15 protein-coding genes are annotated in these 16,032 nt (G+C 65.3%); 8 read left to right on the top strand and 7 right to left on the bottom strand.

Annotated features, from left to right (window positions below; genetic code table 11):
• Positions 1-382: 382 nt before the first annotated feature.
• Positions 383-1,732, bottom strand: a complete 1,350-nt coding sequence (locus ACX9GQ_RS07950) for an extracellular solute-binding protein (protein WP_459628969.1) — start codon at positions 1,730-1,732, stop codon at positions 383-385.
• Positions 1,733-1,758: 26 nt separating this feature from the next.
• On the opposite strand from ACX9GQ_RS07950, the gene ACX9GQ_RS07945 reads away from it, so the two are divergent.
• Complete coding sequence (locus tag ACX9GQ_RS07945; protein WP_459628968.1) at positions 1,759-2,487, top strand: GntR family transcriptional regulator; 729 nt, start codon at positions 1,759-1,761, stop codon at positions 2,485-2,487.
• Between the two features lie 13 nt (positions 2,488-2,500).
• On the opposite strand, the gene ACX9GQ_RS07940 is transcribed toward ACX9GQ_RS07945, so the two are convergent.
• Positions 2,501-3,892 carry an FAD-dependent oxidoreductase gene (locus ACX9GQ_RS07940; RefSeq protein ID WP_459628967.1) on the bottom strand — a complete coding sequence of 464 codons (1,392 nt, stop codon included), beginning with the start codon at positions 3,890-3,892 and terminating at the stop codon, positions 2,501-2,503.
• Positions 3,893-4,113: 221 nt separating this feature from the next.
• Here ACX9GQ_RS07940 and ACX9GQ_RS07935 point away from each other — a divergent pair, with 221 nt between their 5' ends.
• The 4 genes from ACX9GQ_RS07935 (at position 4,114) to ACX9GQ_RS07920 (ending at position 7,906) form a co-directional block, all read left to right on the top strand.
• Complete coding sequence (locus ACX9GQ_RS07935) at positions 4,114-4,983, top strand: carbohydrate ABC transporter permease (protein ID WP_459628966.1); 870 nt, start codon at positions 4,114-4,116, stop codon at positions 4,981-4,983.
• Entirely contained in the window at positions 4,980-5,819 is an 840-nt protein-coding gene (locus ACX9GQ_RS07930) for a carbohydrate ABC transporter permease (RefSeq protein ID WP_459628965.1), read from the top strand. The genes ACX9GQ_RS07935 and ACX9GQ_RS07930 overlap by 4 nt, the downstream gene beginning before the upstream one ends.
• Positions 5,820-5,854: 35 nt before the next feature.
• Positions 5,855-7,471: a GMC family oxidoreductase gene (locus ACX9GQ_RS07925; RefSeq protein WP_459628964.1), complete on the top strand. Its 1,617-nt coding sequence runs from the start codon at positions 5,855-5,857 to the stop codon at positions 7,469-7,471.
• A gap of 111 nt (positions 7,472-7,582) precedes the next feature.
• Positions 7,583-7,906 (top strand): Rrf2 family transcriptional regulator, encoded by a 324-nt coding sequence (locus tag ACX9GQ_RS07920; RefSeq protein ID WP_459628963.1) that lies wholly within the window; start codon positions 7,583-7,585, stop codon positions 7,904-7,906.
• A gap of 69 nt (positions 7,907-7,975) precedes the next feature.
• Here ACX9GQ_RS07920 and ACX9GQ_RS07915 read toward each other — a convergent pair whose 3' ends face one another.
• The gene (locus ACX9GQ_RS07915; protein WP_459628962.1) at positions 7,976-8,623 is read right to left on the bottom strand and encodes an adenylate/guanylate cyclase domain-containing protein; all 648 of its coding nucleotides are present in this window, start codon (positions 8,621-8,623) and stop codon (positions 7,976-7,978) included.
• Positions 8,624-8,786: 163 nt separating this feature from the next.
• Positions 8,787-9,563 carry an SDR family oxidoreductase gene (locus tag ACX9GQ_RS07910; RefSeq protein WP_459628961.1) on the bottom strand — a complete coding sequence of 259 codons (777 nt, stop codon included), beginning with the start codon at positions 9,561-9,563 and terminating at the stop codon, positions 8,787-8,789.
• 172 nt (positions 9,564-9,735) lie between these two features.
• Here ACX9GQ_RS07910 and ACX9GQ_RS07905 point away from each other — a divergent pair, with 172 nt between their 5' ends.
• The 3 genes from ACX9GQ_RS07905 (at position 9,736) to ACX9GQ_RS07895 (ending at position 13,090) form a co-directional block, all read left to right on the top strand.
• On the top strand, positions 9,736-10,683 hold the full coding sequence (locus ACX9GQ_RS07905) for a 3-hydroxyacyl-CoA dehydrogenase (protein WP_459628960.1): 948 nt from the start codon (positions 9,736-9,738) through the stop codon (positions 10,681-10,683).
• An 11-nt stretch (positions 10,684-10,694) separates the two neighbouring features.
• Complete coding sequence (locus ACX9GQ_RS07900) at positions 10,695-11,618, top strand: beta-keto acid cleavage family enzyme (RefSeq protein WP_459628959.1); 924 nt, start codon at positions 10,695-10,697, stop codon at positions 11,616-11,618.
• 515 nt (positions 11,619-12,133) lie between these two features.
• Positions 12,134-13,090 (top strand): class I SAM-dependent methyltransferase, encoded by a 957-nt coding sequence (locus ACX9GQ_RS07895; RefSeq protein WP_459628958.1) that lies wholly within the window; start codon positions 12,134-12,136, stop codon positions 13,088-13,090.
• A gap of 83 nt (positions 13,091-13,173) precedes the next feature.
• Here the strand turns inward: ACX9GQ_RS07895 and rfbA are convergent, their stop codons facing one another.
• From rfbA to rfbB, 3 genes are read right to left on the bottom strand one after another with little or no spacing between them, the layout of a single operon-like run.
• The gene (gene rfbA / locus ACX9GQ_RS07890; protein ID WP_459628957.1) at positions 13,174-14,055 is read right to left on the bottom strand and encodes a glucose-1-phosphate thymidylyltransferase RfbA; all 882 of its coding nucleotides are present in this window, start codon (positions 14,053-14,055) and stop codon (positions 13,174-13,176) included.
• On the bottom strand, positions 14,052-14,954 hold the full coding sequence (gene rfbD, locus ACX9GQ_RS07885) for a dTDP-4-dehydrorhamnose reductase (protein ID WP_459628956.1): 903 nt from the start codon (positions 14,952-14,954) through the stop codon (positions 14,052-14,054). Before rfbD ends, rfbA begins: the two co-directional genes overlap by 4 nt.
• A gap of 9 nt (positions 14,955-14,963) precedes the next feature.
• Positions 14,964-16,031, bottom strand: coding sequence for a dTDP-glucose 4,6-dehydratase (gene rfbB, locus ACX9GQ_RS07880; protein WP_459628955.1), 1,068 nt, complete (start codon positions 16,029-16,031; stop codon positions 14,964-14,966).
• Position 16,032 lies beyond the last annotated feature (1 nt).

Genomic DNA, 16,032 nt, shown 5'->3' with positions numbered 1-16,032 from the left:
CCGTCCGGGCCGCGTGCAGGCGATACGCCTTCAGTGAAGCGTACGTGTGTTGTAGCTCGCGGCGCGGCAGGGGTGATCAGCCCGAAGACCGGACTGCGGGATGATCACCGCAGCCGCCAGTCGTGCTCGAGAACCATTTCCGTCTTGCGCCTTTATGCTCATCGCTGAGGAGCCCCCCGGTCTTGTTACTTCCAGGTGCTTGCTGTTGCCGAAGAAGAAGAAGAAGAGCGTCAGGCAGCGGACCCCGCGCCCTGATCCCCGGGGGGCGCGCCGGAAGGAGGATGTGGCGACTTCCGTCGCGAGCTATCACCGGGCCATTCTGCGACTCGTTCGCAGGATGGCCGGGCCGCGGTCCCATGTTTTCGCGGCCCAGGCCACGTCATCAGTCAATTAGCTTTTCAATACGCGTCTGCATCGCGGCTGCGGCGTCCTTAGGTGACTTCATTCCGAGTACAGCAGCCTGCGATTCCTCGCGGAAGATCGCCGCGGCTTCGACCGAGCGACGGAAGGACGAAGGGATGACCTGCGCAATCTCGAGAGCCTTGGCCTCAGCCTTCGTGTAGGGCAGCTTCTGCTGCAGGCGGAGGTCGGAATAGGCCGTCGGATCAACCGGTCCGTTGCCGTTCAGCGCTATCCGGACCGTGGCGTCCTTGGTGGCCAGGGCGCGGATCAGGGCGTATGCTTGTTCCTTGTTCTTCGCGTTGCGGGGTATCGCCATCGACCAGATTTCGGTGATCGCGGTCCCTTCCGGATTGACCGCAGACGGCACGACGACCACGTCGATCTGCCCCGGAAACTTGGAGCTGGCCGGGTTGTTGTACACGGCATAGCGGGCGAACGGGTCGATCGCCATTGCCGCCTGTCCCGTCTGAACCGCCGTGATCACGTCATCGATCGTCATGGTGGCGTAGTTCTTGGGCAGGACGCCCTCCTTGTAAAGCGCTGCCATCGTCGTCAGCCCCTTGATCATCTCGGGACTGTTGGCGACGACCTTTCCGTTGTCGTCGAAGAGCCGTGCGCCGAAGGCCGACAGAAGCGTCAGGACCGCCACGTGCTCGTCCCCCGAGTTCATCACCAGCCCAGAGACACGGGTGCCGTCGGCCCGCGTGTAGCTCATCTTGCGAGCGGTCTCGAGCAACTCGTCCAGCGTCGCGGGAGCCTTCGTCACGCCGCGCTCGGCAAACAGCGCCTTGTTCCAGTGAAGCCCCGTGGTGGCGTGGCGGAATGGAATGGCCGTCAGCTTCCCGTCGTGCATGAGCGCCTTCTTGAGAGGCGCGGGGATCGACGGAAGTATTTCGATGGGTGCCGCGGCCATCCGCCCGTCGAGCGGTTCGAGCAGAGCCGCGATCCTCGGCGTGTGGAACTTGTTGATGACGAAAGCGACATCGACAGAGCTCTCGCCAAGGGACAGCTCGCGTCCGAGCCGATCGTGGATCGGGTCGATGTTTCCGGTCACCCAGTTGAACTTGACGCCGTTGGCGGCCGCCCATTCGCCCGCCACGTCGCCACCCGTCGTTCCGGCCGTGAGGCCGCGAGCGACGTTCTCGTGGACCTTGTGCGAAAGCACCGTGATCGTGGTCTGAGCACCGGCTGCGATCGTTGCGCACAGGTAGGCCGCCGAAGCGACACCGAAAGCGCTGCGTCTGATGAAACCCATCGTTCCCCCCGTTATGGAGCGCGCCAGATTGGATCCAGCGTTTTGGATCCAATCAGGAAAGGTGCAATGCGTCAACCGTTTGGGGCGCTTCTGGACAAGCCATGTTCACGCTCCTAATTTCATGGATCCAATATGCGGGAGCTCGACCGGAGGCTTTGGTGGCACGCGCAGTTCGCTTCAAGAGTACAGCCGACTACGCCACGTCCGAGATCCAGCGCATGATCCTCGCCGGTGAACTCGCCGCCGGGGAGCGGCTGGACCAGGTCCGCCTCGCCGAACAGCTGGAAGTGAGCCGTCACCCGATCCGGCAAGCCATCGAGCGCTTGGCCGAACGCGGCTTCGTCCTGCTGAGCCCCCATCGCAGCGCGGTCGTGACGGGCCATTCCATCAGCGACCTCAACGAGCTCTATTCGCTTCGCGAGACGCTGGAGGAAATGGCCCTGCGCGCAAGCTGGCCAACCTTGAGAGCGCAGCGCCTGACCGAGATCGAAGCGATCCACCAGCGCCTGAACGCCCGGAACGCGGAGGCCGATATCGAGCGGTACATGTTCGAGAACCGGGCCTTCCATCTCGCCTTCTATGCCGACTGTGGCAACCGGCATCTCCTGCGCACGATCACGATGCTCTTCGACTTGTCCGAGCGGTACCAGCGCACGGCCTTAAACTCCAGGAAGCGCAAGAGCCAGTCGCGGGAGGAGCATGCGGCGATGATGCAGTCCCTGCGTGATGGAGAACTCGAGACACTCCTCGACCAGTTGAAGGCCCACAATCGAGGGACACAGGATCACATCCGGGCGTTGCTCGGCGAGGATCAGGACTGCGAAGACTGAGGCGTGTTGCTGGTCAATGCGTGCCGTCGAGAACGGCGCCCTGCGCACGCAGTGCCTGGCGCAAGCGCGAGACCGGGATGTCACGCAGGTTGGCCTGATTGCTCTGGGTCGCAACCATCGCGGTCAGACTTCCCGCCGCCTGACCCATGGCCATGCAGCTCCCCATCACACGCGCCGATCCCTGAGCCTCGCGGGTTGCCGAAAGACACCGGCCAGCCACCACGACGTTCGCGATGCCCTTCGGCAGGAGGCTGCCCAGCGGAATGTCGTAGGACCCGCCATCGGCGACGGGGATCCGGATCTGCCCGGTGCCGTCCTGATGGATATCGACGTGATGGCAACCCTTTGCGACGCCGTCGGGTCGCTTCCGCGCCTCGAGAACATCCTCCTCCGTGAGGACGTAATCGCCCAGCACCCGCCTCGTCTCCCGGATCCCGATCCGTGGCGACATGCCCGAGATGCTGGCGTCCGAGAAGCCCGGAACGGACGAGCGCAGGAACTGGGCGCACTGGAACACCTGTCCCGTGAGGACCTGGAGCGCCTTCGCCATGTTGTCAGGGCGCGTCGGCTCGTCGAGGGAGATCCGGGTGGCGTTGATGCAGACCTCCCGGCGGACATCCGAGGTGGGCTGGATCATGACAAGCGCCGTCGGGAACATCCGGCCCCGGGCGATGGCGTCGGCCAGCAACGGACCGTTGCCCTTAAAGAAGACGCACGGCTGCCCCTGCCGGTAGATCTCCTCCGTGATCTCCCGGTCGGTTCGCCCGCCCCGGATCGCATCGCTCTCGCCCACGGCCACGCACTCCGGATGCGCGCGAACATACGAGAGCAGGGCGCTGGTCTCGACGCCGGACATCCGAAACATCATCGACATGGGCTGAGGCTTCTGGTCCCGCTCCACGCTCAGCATCTCGGCACCCGCCATGGCGCAGAGATCGCCGTCGCCGGAGGCATCGACGAAGGCCTTGGCCAGCAGCATCTGCCGCCCCCCCTTGTTGCGGACGACGACCCCGGTGACGTGCCCCGCTGATTGAACGATGTCTTCAGCGAACGTCTGGAGGTAGACGGTCACTCCGGCCCCGAAAACGAGTTGGGGGATGGCAATCTTGATGATTTCGGGATCGTAGGCGATGTACTGGATCAGCCTCCAGTCGTTCAACTTCGCGACGAAGCCGCCCATGTCGCGACAGAGGGCCATCAAGTCGTTCAGGACACCTCCGACGGTGTCTTCACCGCGCCCGTTGATGGCCCCGTCGACGGTCATTCCCGTCAGCAACTCGCCGCCCAGCATCGGGCCGGCCTCGATCAGGGCCGTGCGTGCTCCGCTGCGCGCGGCCGCGACAGCGGCCGAGATTCCTGCGCTGCCGCCCCCCAGAACAACGACATCAAACTCAGCGACCTTCATGTCCCGTCTCCGTCATCCGGTCCCCATGGTCATTGCATTATTGGATCCATGATGCAATATGCAAACCGTCAGCTGGGCTCCAGGGACGTCGGCGCAACAGACGAGTTTCGGAGACAAGCCTGGCCGTGCCGACGGCCGGGCTTGTGTGGCCTGCTGACCCTGAAAGGGAATTGACGCATGCTCGCGTCGGGGCCCGTAGCAACGGCAGAGAAGCAGACGCGATGCAGAACCGGCCAAGACCATCCACGTGGCTCTATCTTTCGCCGCTGCATATCTTGCTTCTGCTGATCCTCACCCTGCCGTCCCTCTACGTCCTGTGGTTGAGCCTCAACCAGTCGAGCTACGGGACGGGTCTCACCTGGGTCGGGCTGGAAAACTATCGCAGCGTCCTGAGCGATCCATACTTCTGGCGGGCAGGCCTCAACACCCTTGCCGTGATCACGGGCGTCGTGGCCGTCGAGTTGCTGATCGGCCTCGGCCTTGCGACGCTCTTCGCCACGCCCCTGCCAATGAAGGGCGTGCTGTTCGCGATCATCCTCATGCCTTATGCGATCTCCGAGGTGGTCGCGGTCCTTGTCTGGAAGATGATGATGGATCCCAACGTCGGCATCATCGCCCGGACGCTGGAGGACATGGGCCTCGGGCGCCTCAACTGGAGCGTGTCACCGACGACCGGCCTGACGCTAGTGGGCGTCATCAACATCTGGACGCACCTGCCCTTCACCTTCCTGATGATCTACGCGGGCGTCCTGTCCCTCGATTCCTCGCTCTACGAGGCCGCACGGATCGATGGTGCGACGCGGTGGCAAAGCTTCTGGCGCGTTACCCTCCCGCTCCTCGTCCCGACGCTGCTGATCACCCTGATTTTCCGTCTCATCTTCGCGTTCCGGATGTTCACGGAAGTGTGGCTCCTGACGAAGGGAGGCCCGGCCCGGATGTCCGAACTGCTGGCCGTGTACCTCTACCAGCACGGATTCCGGTACGGCGACTTCGGCGTCGCCGCAGCCACCGGCTGGTTGATGGTCCTGGGTTCGCTGATCATCGCCTCGGGCTTCCTGGCCGCCGTCCAGCGCAGCATGAAGGGTGCATGATGGACAACGCCTTCTCACCCCTCGAGCGATTTGGGCGAACGATCTTCCTGGCCGTCGCCATCGTCTGGTCGGCCTTCCCGATCCTGTTCATCGTGGCGTCGTCGTTCAAGCAGCAGGTGGACATCTTCGTCTACCCACCAAGGTTCCTCTTCGTCCCCACGCTCGCGAACTACGCGACCCTGTTTGCCCAGTGGGACGGGTTCTTCCGGGCCATGGGAAATAGCCTCGTGGTCGCGTCCGGCGCGACCCTGCTGGGAGGAGCCGTCAGCTTCCTCGGCGGATATGCCTATTCCCGCTACCGGGGCCGCCTTACCTCGTGGACGGCCGTCTACATAATCGCCGTCAGGGTCCTTCCGCCCATCGTCGTCACTCTGCCGCTGTTTCCGCTCGCCGACCGACTGGGTCTCAGCGACACGCACCTGCTGCTCATTCTCCTGTACGCAACCTTCTGGGTCTCGCTCAACACGATGATCATGAAGAATTTTTTCGATCAGGTGCCCTACGAGCTGGATGAGGCGGCCTACGTCGATGGCGCCTCGGAGTGGCAGTTGCTCACGCGCATCATGGTGAGATTGACCCTGCAAGGAATGATCGCGGGCTCGATCTTCATCTTCGTCTATGCATGGAACGAGTATCTCTTCGCGATGATCTTCACGACGAGCCATGCCAAGACGGCACCGCTCATCCTGAGCGAGCTGATGGGCGCCGTGGATGGGACCGAGTGGGGCGTGCTGTTCGCGGGGGTCACGCTCCAGCTTCTTCCTGTTGTGCTGCTGGTTGTGTTTGCCCGCCGCTATCTCGTCGCCGGTCTCACCGCCGGGGCCGTAAAGGGATGACTCGTCAAGGGCCGCAAAGTCGGCGGCAGGATGCGATGCAGAGCGAAACGTTTGACTACATCGTCGTAGGCGGTGGATCGGCAGGATGCGTCGTCGCTGCACGGCTGAGCGAAATCGCGGACGCCAGTGTCCTCTTGCTGGAAGCAGGTCCCGCGGATCGCAATCCTTGGCTGCACATCCCGTCGGGCTTCTTCAAGACCATCAACAACCCCAAGTATGATTGGCGGTACAAGACCGAGCCGGAACCTGAACTGAATGATCGCAGCATCGCTTGGCCTCGGGGGCGCGTGCTGGGTGGTTCTAGTGCCATCAATGGCCTCATCTACATTCGCGGGCAGGCTGACGACTTCAACGACTGGGCCCAGCGCGGCAATCCTGGCTGGAGCTGGGCGGATGTCCTTCCCGCCTTCCGCTCCGTTGAGGCCCAGGCTCGCGGAGAGAGCGAGTTTCATGGCGCAGATGGGCCGCTAGGCGTCGAGGATCCACCGGTTGAGCTGGAACTCGTCGATCGCTTCATCGAAGCGGGGCAGCAGGCCGGACTTCCCCTCAATCGCGATTTCAACGGAGCCAAGCAGGAGGGGGTCGGTCGTTACCAACTGACGACGCGAGGCAGACGCAGGTCCTCAAGCGCGAGGGCGTTCCTGAGCCAGGTGCTGCACCGTCACAACGTCCGGATAATGACCGGGATTGCAGCGGAGCGCCTGGAGATCGACGGCCATCGGGTGACGGGGCTTCGGTGCAGGCGTGGCGACGACACGATCACGTTTCGCAGTCGCCGCGAGATCGTGCTCGCAGCGGGCACCATCGGCTCGACGCAGCTTCTGCAACTCTCCGGCATCGGCGACCCTGAAAAACTGCTGGCCGCTGGTGTGACGCCCCTGCATCCGGTCAGGGGCGTGGGTCGCCATCTTCAGGATCATCTTCAGTCTCGGCTGACGCTCAAGCTTAATCGCCCTATCAGTCTCAACAATCTCACCCGGGGACCGTGGCGCAAGTTTTGGATCGGAGTCGATTATCTTTTCCGCCGTAGTGGCGTTCTCAGCTTCGGCGCGTCACTGGCGGGAGGGTTCGCGCGCACGCCTCTGGCAGCCGACCGTCCTGACGTTCAGTTCCATTTTCAGCCCCTCAGCCTGGACACCTACGACGGCGGCCTTCACCCATTTCCGGGGGCGACCATTTCAGCGTGCCAGCTTCGTCCAGAGAGCGAAGGAAGTATCTTCATCACGTCACCTGACCCATCCTCACATCCTGAAATCCGCGCGAACTATCTTTCGACTGACCGCGATCGGCGCACGATGATCGAAGGCTTTCGATTGGCACGGCGCATCGCTCGCGCACCGGCGCTCGCATCCGTCACTGCCGAGGAGTACAGACCCGGGCTTGAGGTCGAGACAGACGACGACATCCTCGGCTTCATTCGGGCAGCTGCCAGTTCAATCTACCATCCGATCGGCACTTGTCGCATGGGACCCGATCCCGACCGCGGAGATGTCGTGGATGCCCGCTTGCGCGTCCATGGTTTGACCGGACTTCGCGTCGCCGACTGTTCGATCATGCCGCGCCTGATTTCCGGCAATACAAATGCGGCGGCCATCATGATTGGTGAGCGCGCAGGCATACTGATCGGCGAAGATGCTGACGCTGCTCGCTGATGCCGGTACATGCTGACCGAGCAGCCGGAAGGGTGCAGGTCTGACCGCGTGGATCGGGGGCATGAGCGATGGGTCCAGCTGGGACGCTTCAGCAGCTAGGGGCCAAGCGGCTTGAAGATCGTCCAAAGGCTCGCGCGGGCCGGCTACCTGAAGAGCACGCGTGGCCGGGGCGGCGGGCTCGAATTGGGTGTTGATCCCAGCTCCGTGCGCCTCGGGACGCTGGTCCGGTTTCTCGAACAGGACCAGACACTGGCCGCCTGCTTTGGTTGCGAGGAGCCGTGCCCCATCGTTGGAAAATGCGGCTTGGAACGTACCCTCCACGGAGCACTCGATGCGTTCCATGCCTTTCTGGATCGGTTCACGCTTGCCGATGTCGCGCTGGCCCCGCGGGTTTTGAAGGGGTTGGAGAATTCTCTAGGGCAGGGGCACGCGTGAACTGGCCCATGGCAGCGACGAGGCTCGCCACATTTGTGCGCGCGACCTCCATCTGGCCGATAAGCAATCCTAGCGGCGCTTAGCCTCGTAGATGCCGGGGTTGCGAGCATACGCCTCGGCACATCGGTTCGAGCAGAACCACTTGCCCTCGTCCGCTTTCTTGTAGACGGCCAACGGAGCGTGCATCTTGCAGACGGGATCGATCCATCTGGGATCAACGGCAGGCGCCAATCCTAGAGCGAACAGTCCGATTGGATTCGACAACGAGCGGAGCCGATGATCGCCGCGATCCTCGACTGTGACGCCAGCCGCCCTTGCGGCATCCGCCAGCGGCTTCGTGGTCAGGAATTCGCCGGGACCGGCCAGTTCCGTGAGCCTCGCCGCAATGTTCACCGTGGCTCCGAAGACATCGCCACCCCGGCGGATCACGGGTCCGGTGTGGGCACCGGTTCTTGTCAGGGGAATGCGAGGTTCGTTGCGGCAGCGGCTCAAGAGAGTGCCCAAGCAGGTCAACGCAGATTCGCAATCATCGAAGGCGAGCATCACTTCGTCGCCGATCCACTTGAGGGGCGCATCGTCGCCCAGTGCATCATGAACGATGCCCTCGAAGACGCTCAACATCGCAAGCGCAAGTGCGTCGCCATAAACGTCAGTGGATGCGCTGAAGCCCGCGAGATCGATGAAGGCGATGACAGAGGTCGATCTAGGCTCGGGCACAACGCTGCTCTTGGCTGCTCAACGGCAAAATCCAACTACGAGCCTTTAGTTGATGTCGAGGCAAGTCAACAGGAGGACGCCCTTGTCCAGACCGGACAGTCGACGCTCCGAGTACGGTGCCCATGGCGCCGGCTGGCTCCGGCGGTTGCAGGACCGGACGGGCCTAACCGAGCATCTGCGTGTCGCCACACACGGATATGGCCTGCCCTGAGATCGACCGCCCCCGTTCACTGGCGATGAACAGGATCTGGTCGGCAACCTGCTGCGGTGTCACGTACTGCTTGATGGAGGTATAGGAGAACGCGATCCGCTCCATCTCCGCGAACGGGATTCCGCGCTGCTGCGCCTTGGCCTCGAGGACGCGGCGCTGGCGGTCGCCCGCCACAAGACCGGGAAGGATCGCGTTGACGCGGATCCCGTCGGAACCCAGTTCCATGGCAAGCGACTTCGTGAATCCGACGACGCCCCATTTTGCAGCCGCATAGGGCGTGCGCAGCGCGAAGCCGACCCGCCCCGCCACGGAGGACAGGTTGACGATCGAGGCGTTGCGGCTTGCGCGCAGATGAGGCATGGCGGCGCGCACGCAATTGAACTGGCCGGTCAGGCACACCGCCAGGGTCCGGTCCCACGCGTCGGGCGGGATCTCCTCGACCTTGCCCGTGGGTCCTGCAATCCCCGCGTTGTTGACCAGCACGTCGAGGCCACCCAGCGCACACACCGCCTCATCGACCATCACGCCGACCGCAGTCCTATCAGCGACGTCACAGATCGACCGTCCGACGGGCGGATCACTGTGAGCCAGGCAGGCGAGCGCATCGGCGTCCACATCGCAGACGTGCACGCGCGCTCCTTCGCGAATGAAGGCGCGCGCGATCTCTCGACCGATGCCAGCCGCACCGGCCGTGACCAGCACACGCGTGCCCCTAAGGCCAAGATCCATGACCGTCGTCCTTTGCCCGCGCCATGCCAATTCGTGGCACTCTTAGACGAGCCGCGAGCGGAGGTCACGACCCAGAACGGATGGATGGATATGGTCCGGCGGCCCTTGCTTCTGGCGTGCGATGCTGGAGGATCAGCGGGAACGGCCGAACCGGCCATGTGGGACATGACCCATGACGCAGACCCCGACCGTCGCCATCATCGGAGCAGGACTGATCGGCCGAGCGTGGGCCGCGCTCTTCGCCCGCTCCGGCTGGGAGGTGCGGGTCTTTGATCCGGTCCCCGAGGTGCTCGCCCATGCGCCGGAGCGGATCGCGACCGAGTTGCACCTTCTCGCCCGCCACGGCCTCTGCGACGATCCCGAGAGCGCTCGCCGGTCCGTTCATGTCGTCGGCAGCCTGGCGGAGGCCGTCTCGGGCGCCTGTTTCGTCCAGGAGAACGGCCCCGAGACCGAGGAGGCCAAGCGATCGATCTTTTCAGAACTCGACCGCCTCGCCGACGCGGACGCCATCCTGGCCTCGTCGACGTCGGCCGTTGTGCCCTCGCGCTTCACCGAGAGCCTCGCCCATCGCCAGAGATGCCTCGTTGGCCATCCGGTGAACCCGCCCCATCTCGTTCCGCTCGTCGAGGTTTGCCCAGCGCCGTGGACCAATCCGACCGTCGTGGAACAGGCGACCGCCATTTACACAAGCATAGGTCAGGTGCCCGTGATGGTGCGCAAGGAGGTCGAGGGCTTCGTGCTCAACCGGCTTCAGGGAGCGGTTCTCGCCGAGGCGTTCCGGCTTGTCGCCGAGGGCGTGATGTCGCCGCAGGACGTCGATCACACGATCAAGGATGGCCTCGGCTTGCGCTGGAGCTTCATGGGCCCGTTCGAGACGATCGACCTGAATTCCCCGGGCGGGCTTTCGGAGTATTGCGATCGCTACATGGGCTTCTACAGGCGCATCGCCGCGCAAGCAGCAGGCGCCAGCGCCTTTGACGAAGCGTCCCTCGAGCGCGTTAAGACTACGTGGTTATCGCCCGCGGACGCACGGCGCATCGCGGACCGGACGGCGTGGCGCAACGAACGGCTCGCGGCGCTGCGCCGGCACAAGCAATCGCAAGACCCCGCAACCGACTGATCGGAACCGCCATGTCACGCAAGGTCATCATCACCTGCGCCGTCACCGGCGCCATCCACACCCCTTCCATGTCGCCGGCGTTGCCGGTCACGGCCGAGGAGATCGCCGAGGCGGCGATCGGGGCCGCCGAGGCTGGGGCGGCGATCGTGCACCTGCACGCCCGCAACCCCGCCACCGGACAGCCTGACCAGACACCCGAGGCCTTCGCGCCGTTCCTGAAGGTGATCAAGCAGCGATCGAACTGCGTCGTGAACCTCACCACGGGCGGTGCGCCGACGATGCGCGTCGAGGAGCGCGTGCGCCCGGCGGCCACCTTCATGCCGGAGGTCGCGTCCCTGAACATGGGATCGATGAACTTTGGGCTCTTCGGCATGCTGAACCGCTTCAAGGCATTCAAGCATTCCTGGGAGCCGGAGTACCTGGGTAACAAGGACATCCTCTTCCGCAACACGTTCCGGGACATCGAATACGTGCTCACGACGCTCTCCGCGACGGGGACGCGCTTCGAGTTCGAATGCTACGACACGGCCCATCTCTACAACCTCGCCCATTTCCTCGAGCGCGGGTTGGTCAAGCCCCCCCTTTTCGTCCAAACGGTCTTCGGGCTCCTCGGCGGCATCGGCGCGCACCCGGACGACGTCATGCACATGAAGCGGACGGCCGATCGCCTGTTCGGCGAAGCCTATGCCTGGTCCGTGCTGGGCGCAGGACGTAATCAGCTTCCAGTGGCCGCGATGGCAGCGGCGATGGGCGGTCACGTGCGGGTCGGCCTGGAGGATTCGCTGTGGGCCGGTCCGGGCAAGCTGGCCGAGAGCAATGCCGAGCAGGTTCGTCTTGCGCGGCAGATCATCGAAGGCCTAGGGTACTCCCTTGCCACACCCGACGAAGCACGGCAGATGCTGTCCCTAAAGGGCGGCGATACGCTTGTGGTCTGACAATGCCGGCAGGATAACGCGACGTTCGGAGAGACGACCCGTTTCGCGAAGGCGGGAGTTCTCCTCGGCGCCGGGTCCTCTCGCGCAAGCCATTTCCAGTTTGTTAGCGTTGTTGGCATGTTTTCTTTGATTAGCAAGTCCAGTCATCCGACACCTTCGAGCATTGTTCTCGATGCTTTTGTTCAAGGTGATTGTGATGACAGTTTTGAACCGCTTTGTGCGCTTTCGGTCCCGTTCCGTGACGGTCCTCGCACCGGATGCGCCCCAGCCCTCGATCGCCAGTTCTGACGGCGCTGCCTTCATCATGACCCGCTATGATGATGGCGCCATCCCGCATTCGATCGAGAGGGTCATCCGACAGTTGGAGTATGAGACCGCCGGAATGGGACAGGATGGATGCGACGCTCCAATTGCGCCTCGTTCATCGTGCCCGGCATCACACGCTTAACTCAAGGACAAGCGGCACCTGATAATGGGGCGTCGGACGCCACGTGTCGTCCACGTGGAGCCTCGTTTTGACAGCCGTCGCACCCACCCACCTTGAGGACCTCGCCGTCAGCGATCTGGCGGGCCGGTCGGTGCTGCATGTGGGATGCGGAGACGGCACGCTGGGCCGGGCCGCGCGCGAGGCGGGGGCCCGCTTCGTGGTGGGCGTTCCCCTCGACCCGGCCGGGCCCGACCAGAGTGCGGCGCCGGCCATCACGGCGCTGCGCGGACTTGCCGCCCTCGGCGCGCGCCGGTTCGACCACGTGGTCCTGTCCTGGGCCGACCGCAGGGCAAGGCTGCCGCGGGAGGTGATCGAGGCCACGCTGGCGCGTACGGGAGACGATGGAACGCTCCTGATCGACATGCAGGCCTGCGGCGAACCGCTGTGGTCGTGGTCGGTCCGGAACGGCGCCGACGGCACGTGGGAGGCTCCGGGCCGCCTGCTGTTCGAACGCGAACTCCTCAGGGACACCGCCTTCCGCGTGCAGCGGGAGGCAGAGGGCCTGTTCCCGAACTGGCGCCGCTTCCTCGTGCGGGTCCAGCACTGGCGGCAGGACGTCCTGCTCGGGGCGGCCCCTCCTCAGTCCGGGAAGACCAGCCTGCTGCGCAACTTCTCCGAGCGCGGCATCGCCACATGCTCGCTCGATTATGTGCTTCAGCAGGTCGCGGCCGGGTTCGTCTCCGATGACGGACCCTTCGGAACGTTCGTCCGCGAACGCTTCACCTCCACCCGGATCCACGAGCTCGTCGCCGCCATCGACGACGACGCGGTTGCCGCCGGCGGCGCCGAGCTGCTCGCGCGCATCCTGCCCGTCGAACCGCGCATCCTGATGGTGGAAGGCTTCCTGCTCGCCAACGGGCGGATGATGGCGGCGGTGCTTGCCACGCTTTCAGCGCAAGGGCGGCGCTGCTGGCAACTCGACCGGCTCTACCCGCCGACGCCTGCTCCCGCGCAGAGCACGCCGGCAGGATCGAGCGCGGACTGACGGAACGCGGCCGCGGTGGCGCCTTCGGCGACGCACCGCACGCCCTCCTCGGGGGCCGGCCGTGCTCTTGGCCGGCCCATCGCTCAGGCGGCCGGATTCGTCTCGCGCAGCAGGCGATACATGGCCTGCCCGTAGCTCGTCTTCTCGTAGGTCTTCGCGTGCGCCTCGAGCTGGCGCGCGTCGATGAACCCGTTGAGGTAGGCGATCTCCTCCAGGCAGGCGATCTGGTTGCCCTGGCGGCGCTGGATGGTGCGCACGAACTCCGAGGCCTCGATGAGGCTGTCGTGCGTGCCCGTGTCGAGCCACGTATAGCCGCGCCCCATCCGCTCGACGTGGAGGTCCCCTCGCTGGAGATAGGCGCGGTTGACGTCCGTGATCTCCAGTTCGCCGCGCGGCGACGGCTTCACCGCCGCGGCGATGTCGAGCACGGAGTTGTCGTAGAAGTAGAGGCCCGTGACCGCCCAGGACGACACCGGGTTCTTGGGCTTCTCCACGATGTCGGTCGCCCGGCCGCGGGCGTCGAGCGCCACGACGCCGTATCGCTCCGGATCATCCACGTGATAGGCGAAGACGGTCGCCCCGCCCTCCCGCTCGGCCGCCGACTTCAGGAGCCCGGTGAGGCCTGCGCCGTAGAAGATGTTGTCGCCCAGCACGAGCGCCACGCGATCCTCGCCAACGAACTCCCGGCCGATGATGAACGCCTGCGCCAGGCCCTCGGGACGCGGTTGCACGGCGTAGGAGAACCGCACGCCGAACTGGTCGCCGCTGCCGAACAGGCGGCGGTAGTTGTCGAGGAATTCCGGCGACGAGATGATCAGGATGTCGCGAATGCCGGCGAGCATGAGCACCGACACCGGATAGTAGATCATCGGCTTGTCGTAGATCGGCAGCAGCTGCTTGTTGATGGCCAGCGTGGCCGGATGCAGCCTGGTGCCGGACCCTCCGGCGAGGACGATGCCCTTCATGCCCCGATGACCTTCTTGTGCATGGGCGCGCCCTGGAGTTCCTGCACGACGTCGGCGACGGCCTGTTGCCAGGGCCGCGGCGCGATGCCGTAGTCGCGGGTCATCCGGGACGTCGACAATCTGGAGTTGGCTGGCCTGCGGGCCGGCGTCGGATAGTCCGCGGTGGCGATGGGTTCGACCGGAACGCCCGGTCCGCCCATGCTCCGCGAAAGGGCCATGACCTCGCTGGCGAGGCCGTGCCACGTGGTCTCGCCGGCATTTGCGAAGTGGAACGTGCCGGTCGGCGCGTCTCCCCTTGCAAGGGCCGTCGCCACCGTGACGAGGGCGGCCGCGAGGTCAGCTGCGACGGTGGGCGTGCCGTGCTGGTCGGCGACGACGCGCAGCGAGGGACGCTCGGACGCCAGGCGCAGCATGGTCTTGACGAAGTTGGCCCGGAACGGGCTCACGACCCATGCCGTGCGCACGATGGCGTGGCGGGGATTGCCCGTCCGAACGCCCTGCTCGCCGCCCTCCTTGCTGGCGCCGTAGACACCCAGGGGAGCCACGGGATCGTCCGTCTCGTAGGGGGTGGGCGACGTGCCGTCGAAGACATAGTCGGTCGAGACGTGCACGATCGGGACGCCGGCCCTGGCCGTCTCATGAGCCAATACGGCGGGAAGAACGGCATTCAGCGTCCAGGCCGCGGCGACGTCGCTCTCGGCCTTGTCCACCGCCGTATAGGCCGCGGCGTTGATGACCGCCTTCCACGCCCGTCCCGCCACGACGCGCGCGACGGCCGCCATGTCCGAGAGATCGACATCGGCGCGGGTGGGCGCGAACAACGCAACCCCCTGCGGCCAGCGCGCGCGCTGCAGTTCGAGCCCGAGCTGGCCCGCTCCGCCCAGGATGAGGATGTCCATGGTGCCGCCTCAGCCGACGAGGCCGAGCCGCTCGCCGCGGTACCGGCCCGTGCGGATCGGCTGCCACCACCGCTCGTTGTCGAGATACCACCGCACCGTGTCCTCGAGCGCGGCCTCGAAGCTGCGCGAAGGGCTCCAGCCGATCTCGCGCTCGACCTTGGCGGAGTCGATCGCGTAGCGCCGGTCGTGGCCCGGCCGGTCCGCGACGAAGGTGATCAGCCGCTCGTGCGGCCCCGCGTCCGGGCGCAGCCGGTCCATGGCGGCGCAGAGCGCCCTGACGACCTGCAGGTTCGTGCGCTCGGAGCGGGCTCCCACGCAGTAGGTCTCGCCGACGCGCCCCTTTCCGACGATGCCGATCAGCGCCTCGGCGTGGTCCTCGACGTGGATCCAGTCGCGCACGTTCTGGCCGTCGCCGTAGACCGGCAGCGCCTTGCCCTCCAGCGCGTTGAGGATCATCAGGGGGATCAGCTTCTCGGGGAACTGCCGCGGGCCGTAGTTGTTCGAGCAGTTGGAGATGAGGATCGGCAGGCCGTAGGTCTCGCCGGCCGCGCGAACGAGGTGGTCGGACGCGGCCTTGGACGCCGAATAGGGCGAGCGCGGGTCGTAGCGCGTCTCCTCGTCGAAGTAGCCCGTGGGCCCGAGCGAGCCGAAGACCTCGTCCGTGGACACGTGCAGGAAGCGGAACGCCGCCTTCGCGTCCCCCTCGAGCCCGCCATGATAGGCCCGCGCCGCGTCGATCATCGACTGCGTGCCCATGACGTTGGTGCGCACGAAGGCCGCCGGCCCCGTAATCGAGCGGTCGACGTGGCTCTCCGCGGCGAGGTGCATCACCGCGCCCGGCGCGAAGTCGGAGATCAGCGCCCGCATCCTGGGTGCATCGCAGATGTCGGCCTCGACGAGGCGATGGCCGGGATGTCCGTTCAGGACCGCCAGCGAGGCCGGATTGGCGGCATAGGTCATGGCGTCGACCGTCAGCACCTCGATGCCGCGCTCCAGCACGAGCTTGAGGACCAGCGCGGAGCCGATGAACCCGGCGCCGCCGGTGACGAGGATGCGCCGGGGAAGAGTGTCGGTCATG

The sequence above is a fragment of the Alsobacter sp. R-9 genome (genome assembly GCF_054612375.1).
This window is presented reverse-complemented; position numbering and strand designations above follow the sequence as displayed.

Excerpts from the sequence above, each read along its gene's own strand:
- ACX9GQ_RS07945 (WP_459628968.1), top strand. The coding sequence starts at position 1,759 with ATGTTCACGCTCCTAATTTCATGGATCCAATATGCGGGAGCTCGACCG.
- ACX9GQ_RS07940 (WP_459628967.1), bottom strand. The coding sequence starts at position 3,892 with ATGAAGGTCGCTGAGTTTGATGTCGTTGTTCTGGGGGGCGGCAGCGCA.
- ACX9GQ_RS07935 (WP_459628966.1), top strand. The coding sequence starts at position 4,114 with ATGCAGAACCGGCCAAGACCATCCACGTGGCTCTATCTTTCGCCGCTG.
- ACX9GQ_RS07930 (WP_459628965.1), top strand. The coding sequence starts at position 4,980 with ATGATGGACAACGCCTTCTCACCCCTCGAGCGATTTGGGCGAACGATC.
- ACX9GQ_RS07925 (WP_459628964.1), top strand. The coding sequence starts at position 5,855 with ATGCAGAGCGAAACGTTTGACTACATCGTCGTAGGCGGTGGATCGGCA.
- ACX9GQ_RS07910 (WP_459628961.1), bottom strand. The coding sequence starts at position 9,563 with ATGGATCTTGGCCTTAGGGGCACGCGTGTGCTGGTCACGGCCGGTGCG.
- ACX9GQ_RS07905 (WP_459628960.1), top strand. The coding sequence starts at position 9,736 with ATGACGCAGACCCCGACCGTCGCCATCATCGGAGCAGGACTGATCGGC.
- ACX9GQ_RS07900 (WP_459628959.1), top strand. The coding sequence starts at position 10,695 with ATGTCACGCAAGGTCATCATCACCTGCGCCGTCACCGGCGCCATCCAC.
- rfbA (WP_459628957.1), bottom strand. The coding sequence starts at position 14,055 with ATGAAGGGCATCGTCCTCGCCGGAGGGTCCGGCACCAGGCTGCATCCG.
- rfbD (WP_459628956.1), bottom strand. The coding sequence starts at position 14,954 with ATGGACATCCTCATCCTGGGCGGAGCGGGCCAGCTCGGGCTCGAACTG.
- rfbB (WP_459628955.1), bottom strand. The coding sequence starts at position 16,031 with ATGACCGACACTCTTCCCCGGCGCATCCTCGTCACCGGCGGCGCCGGG.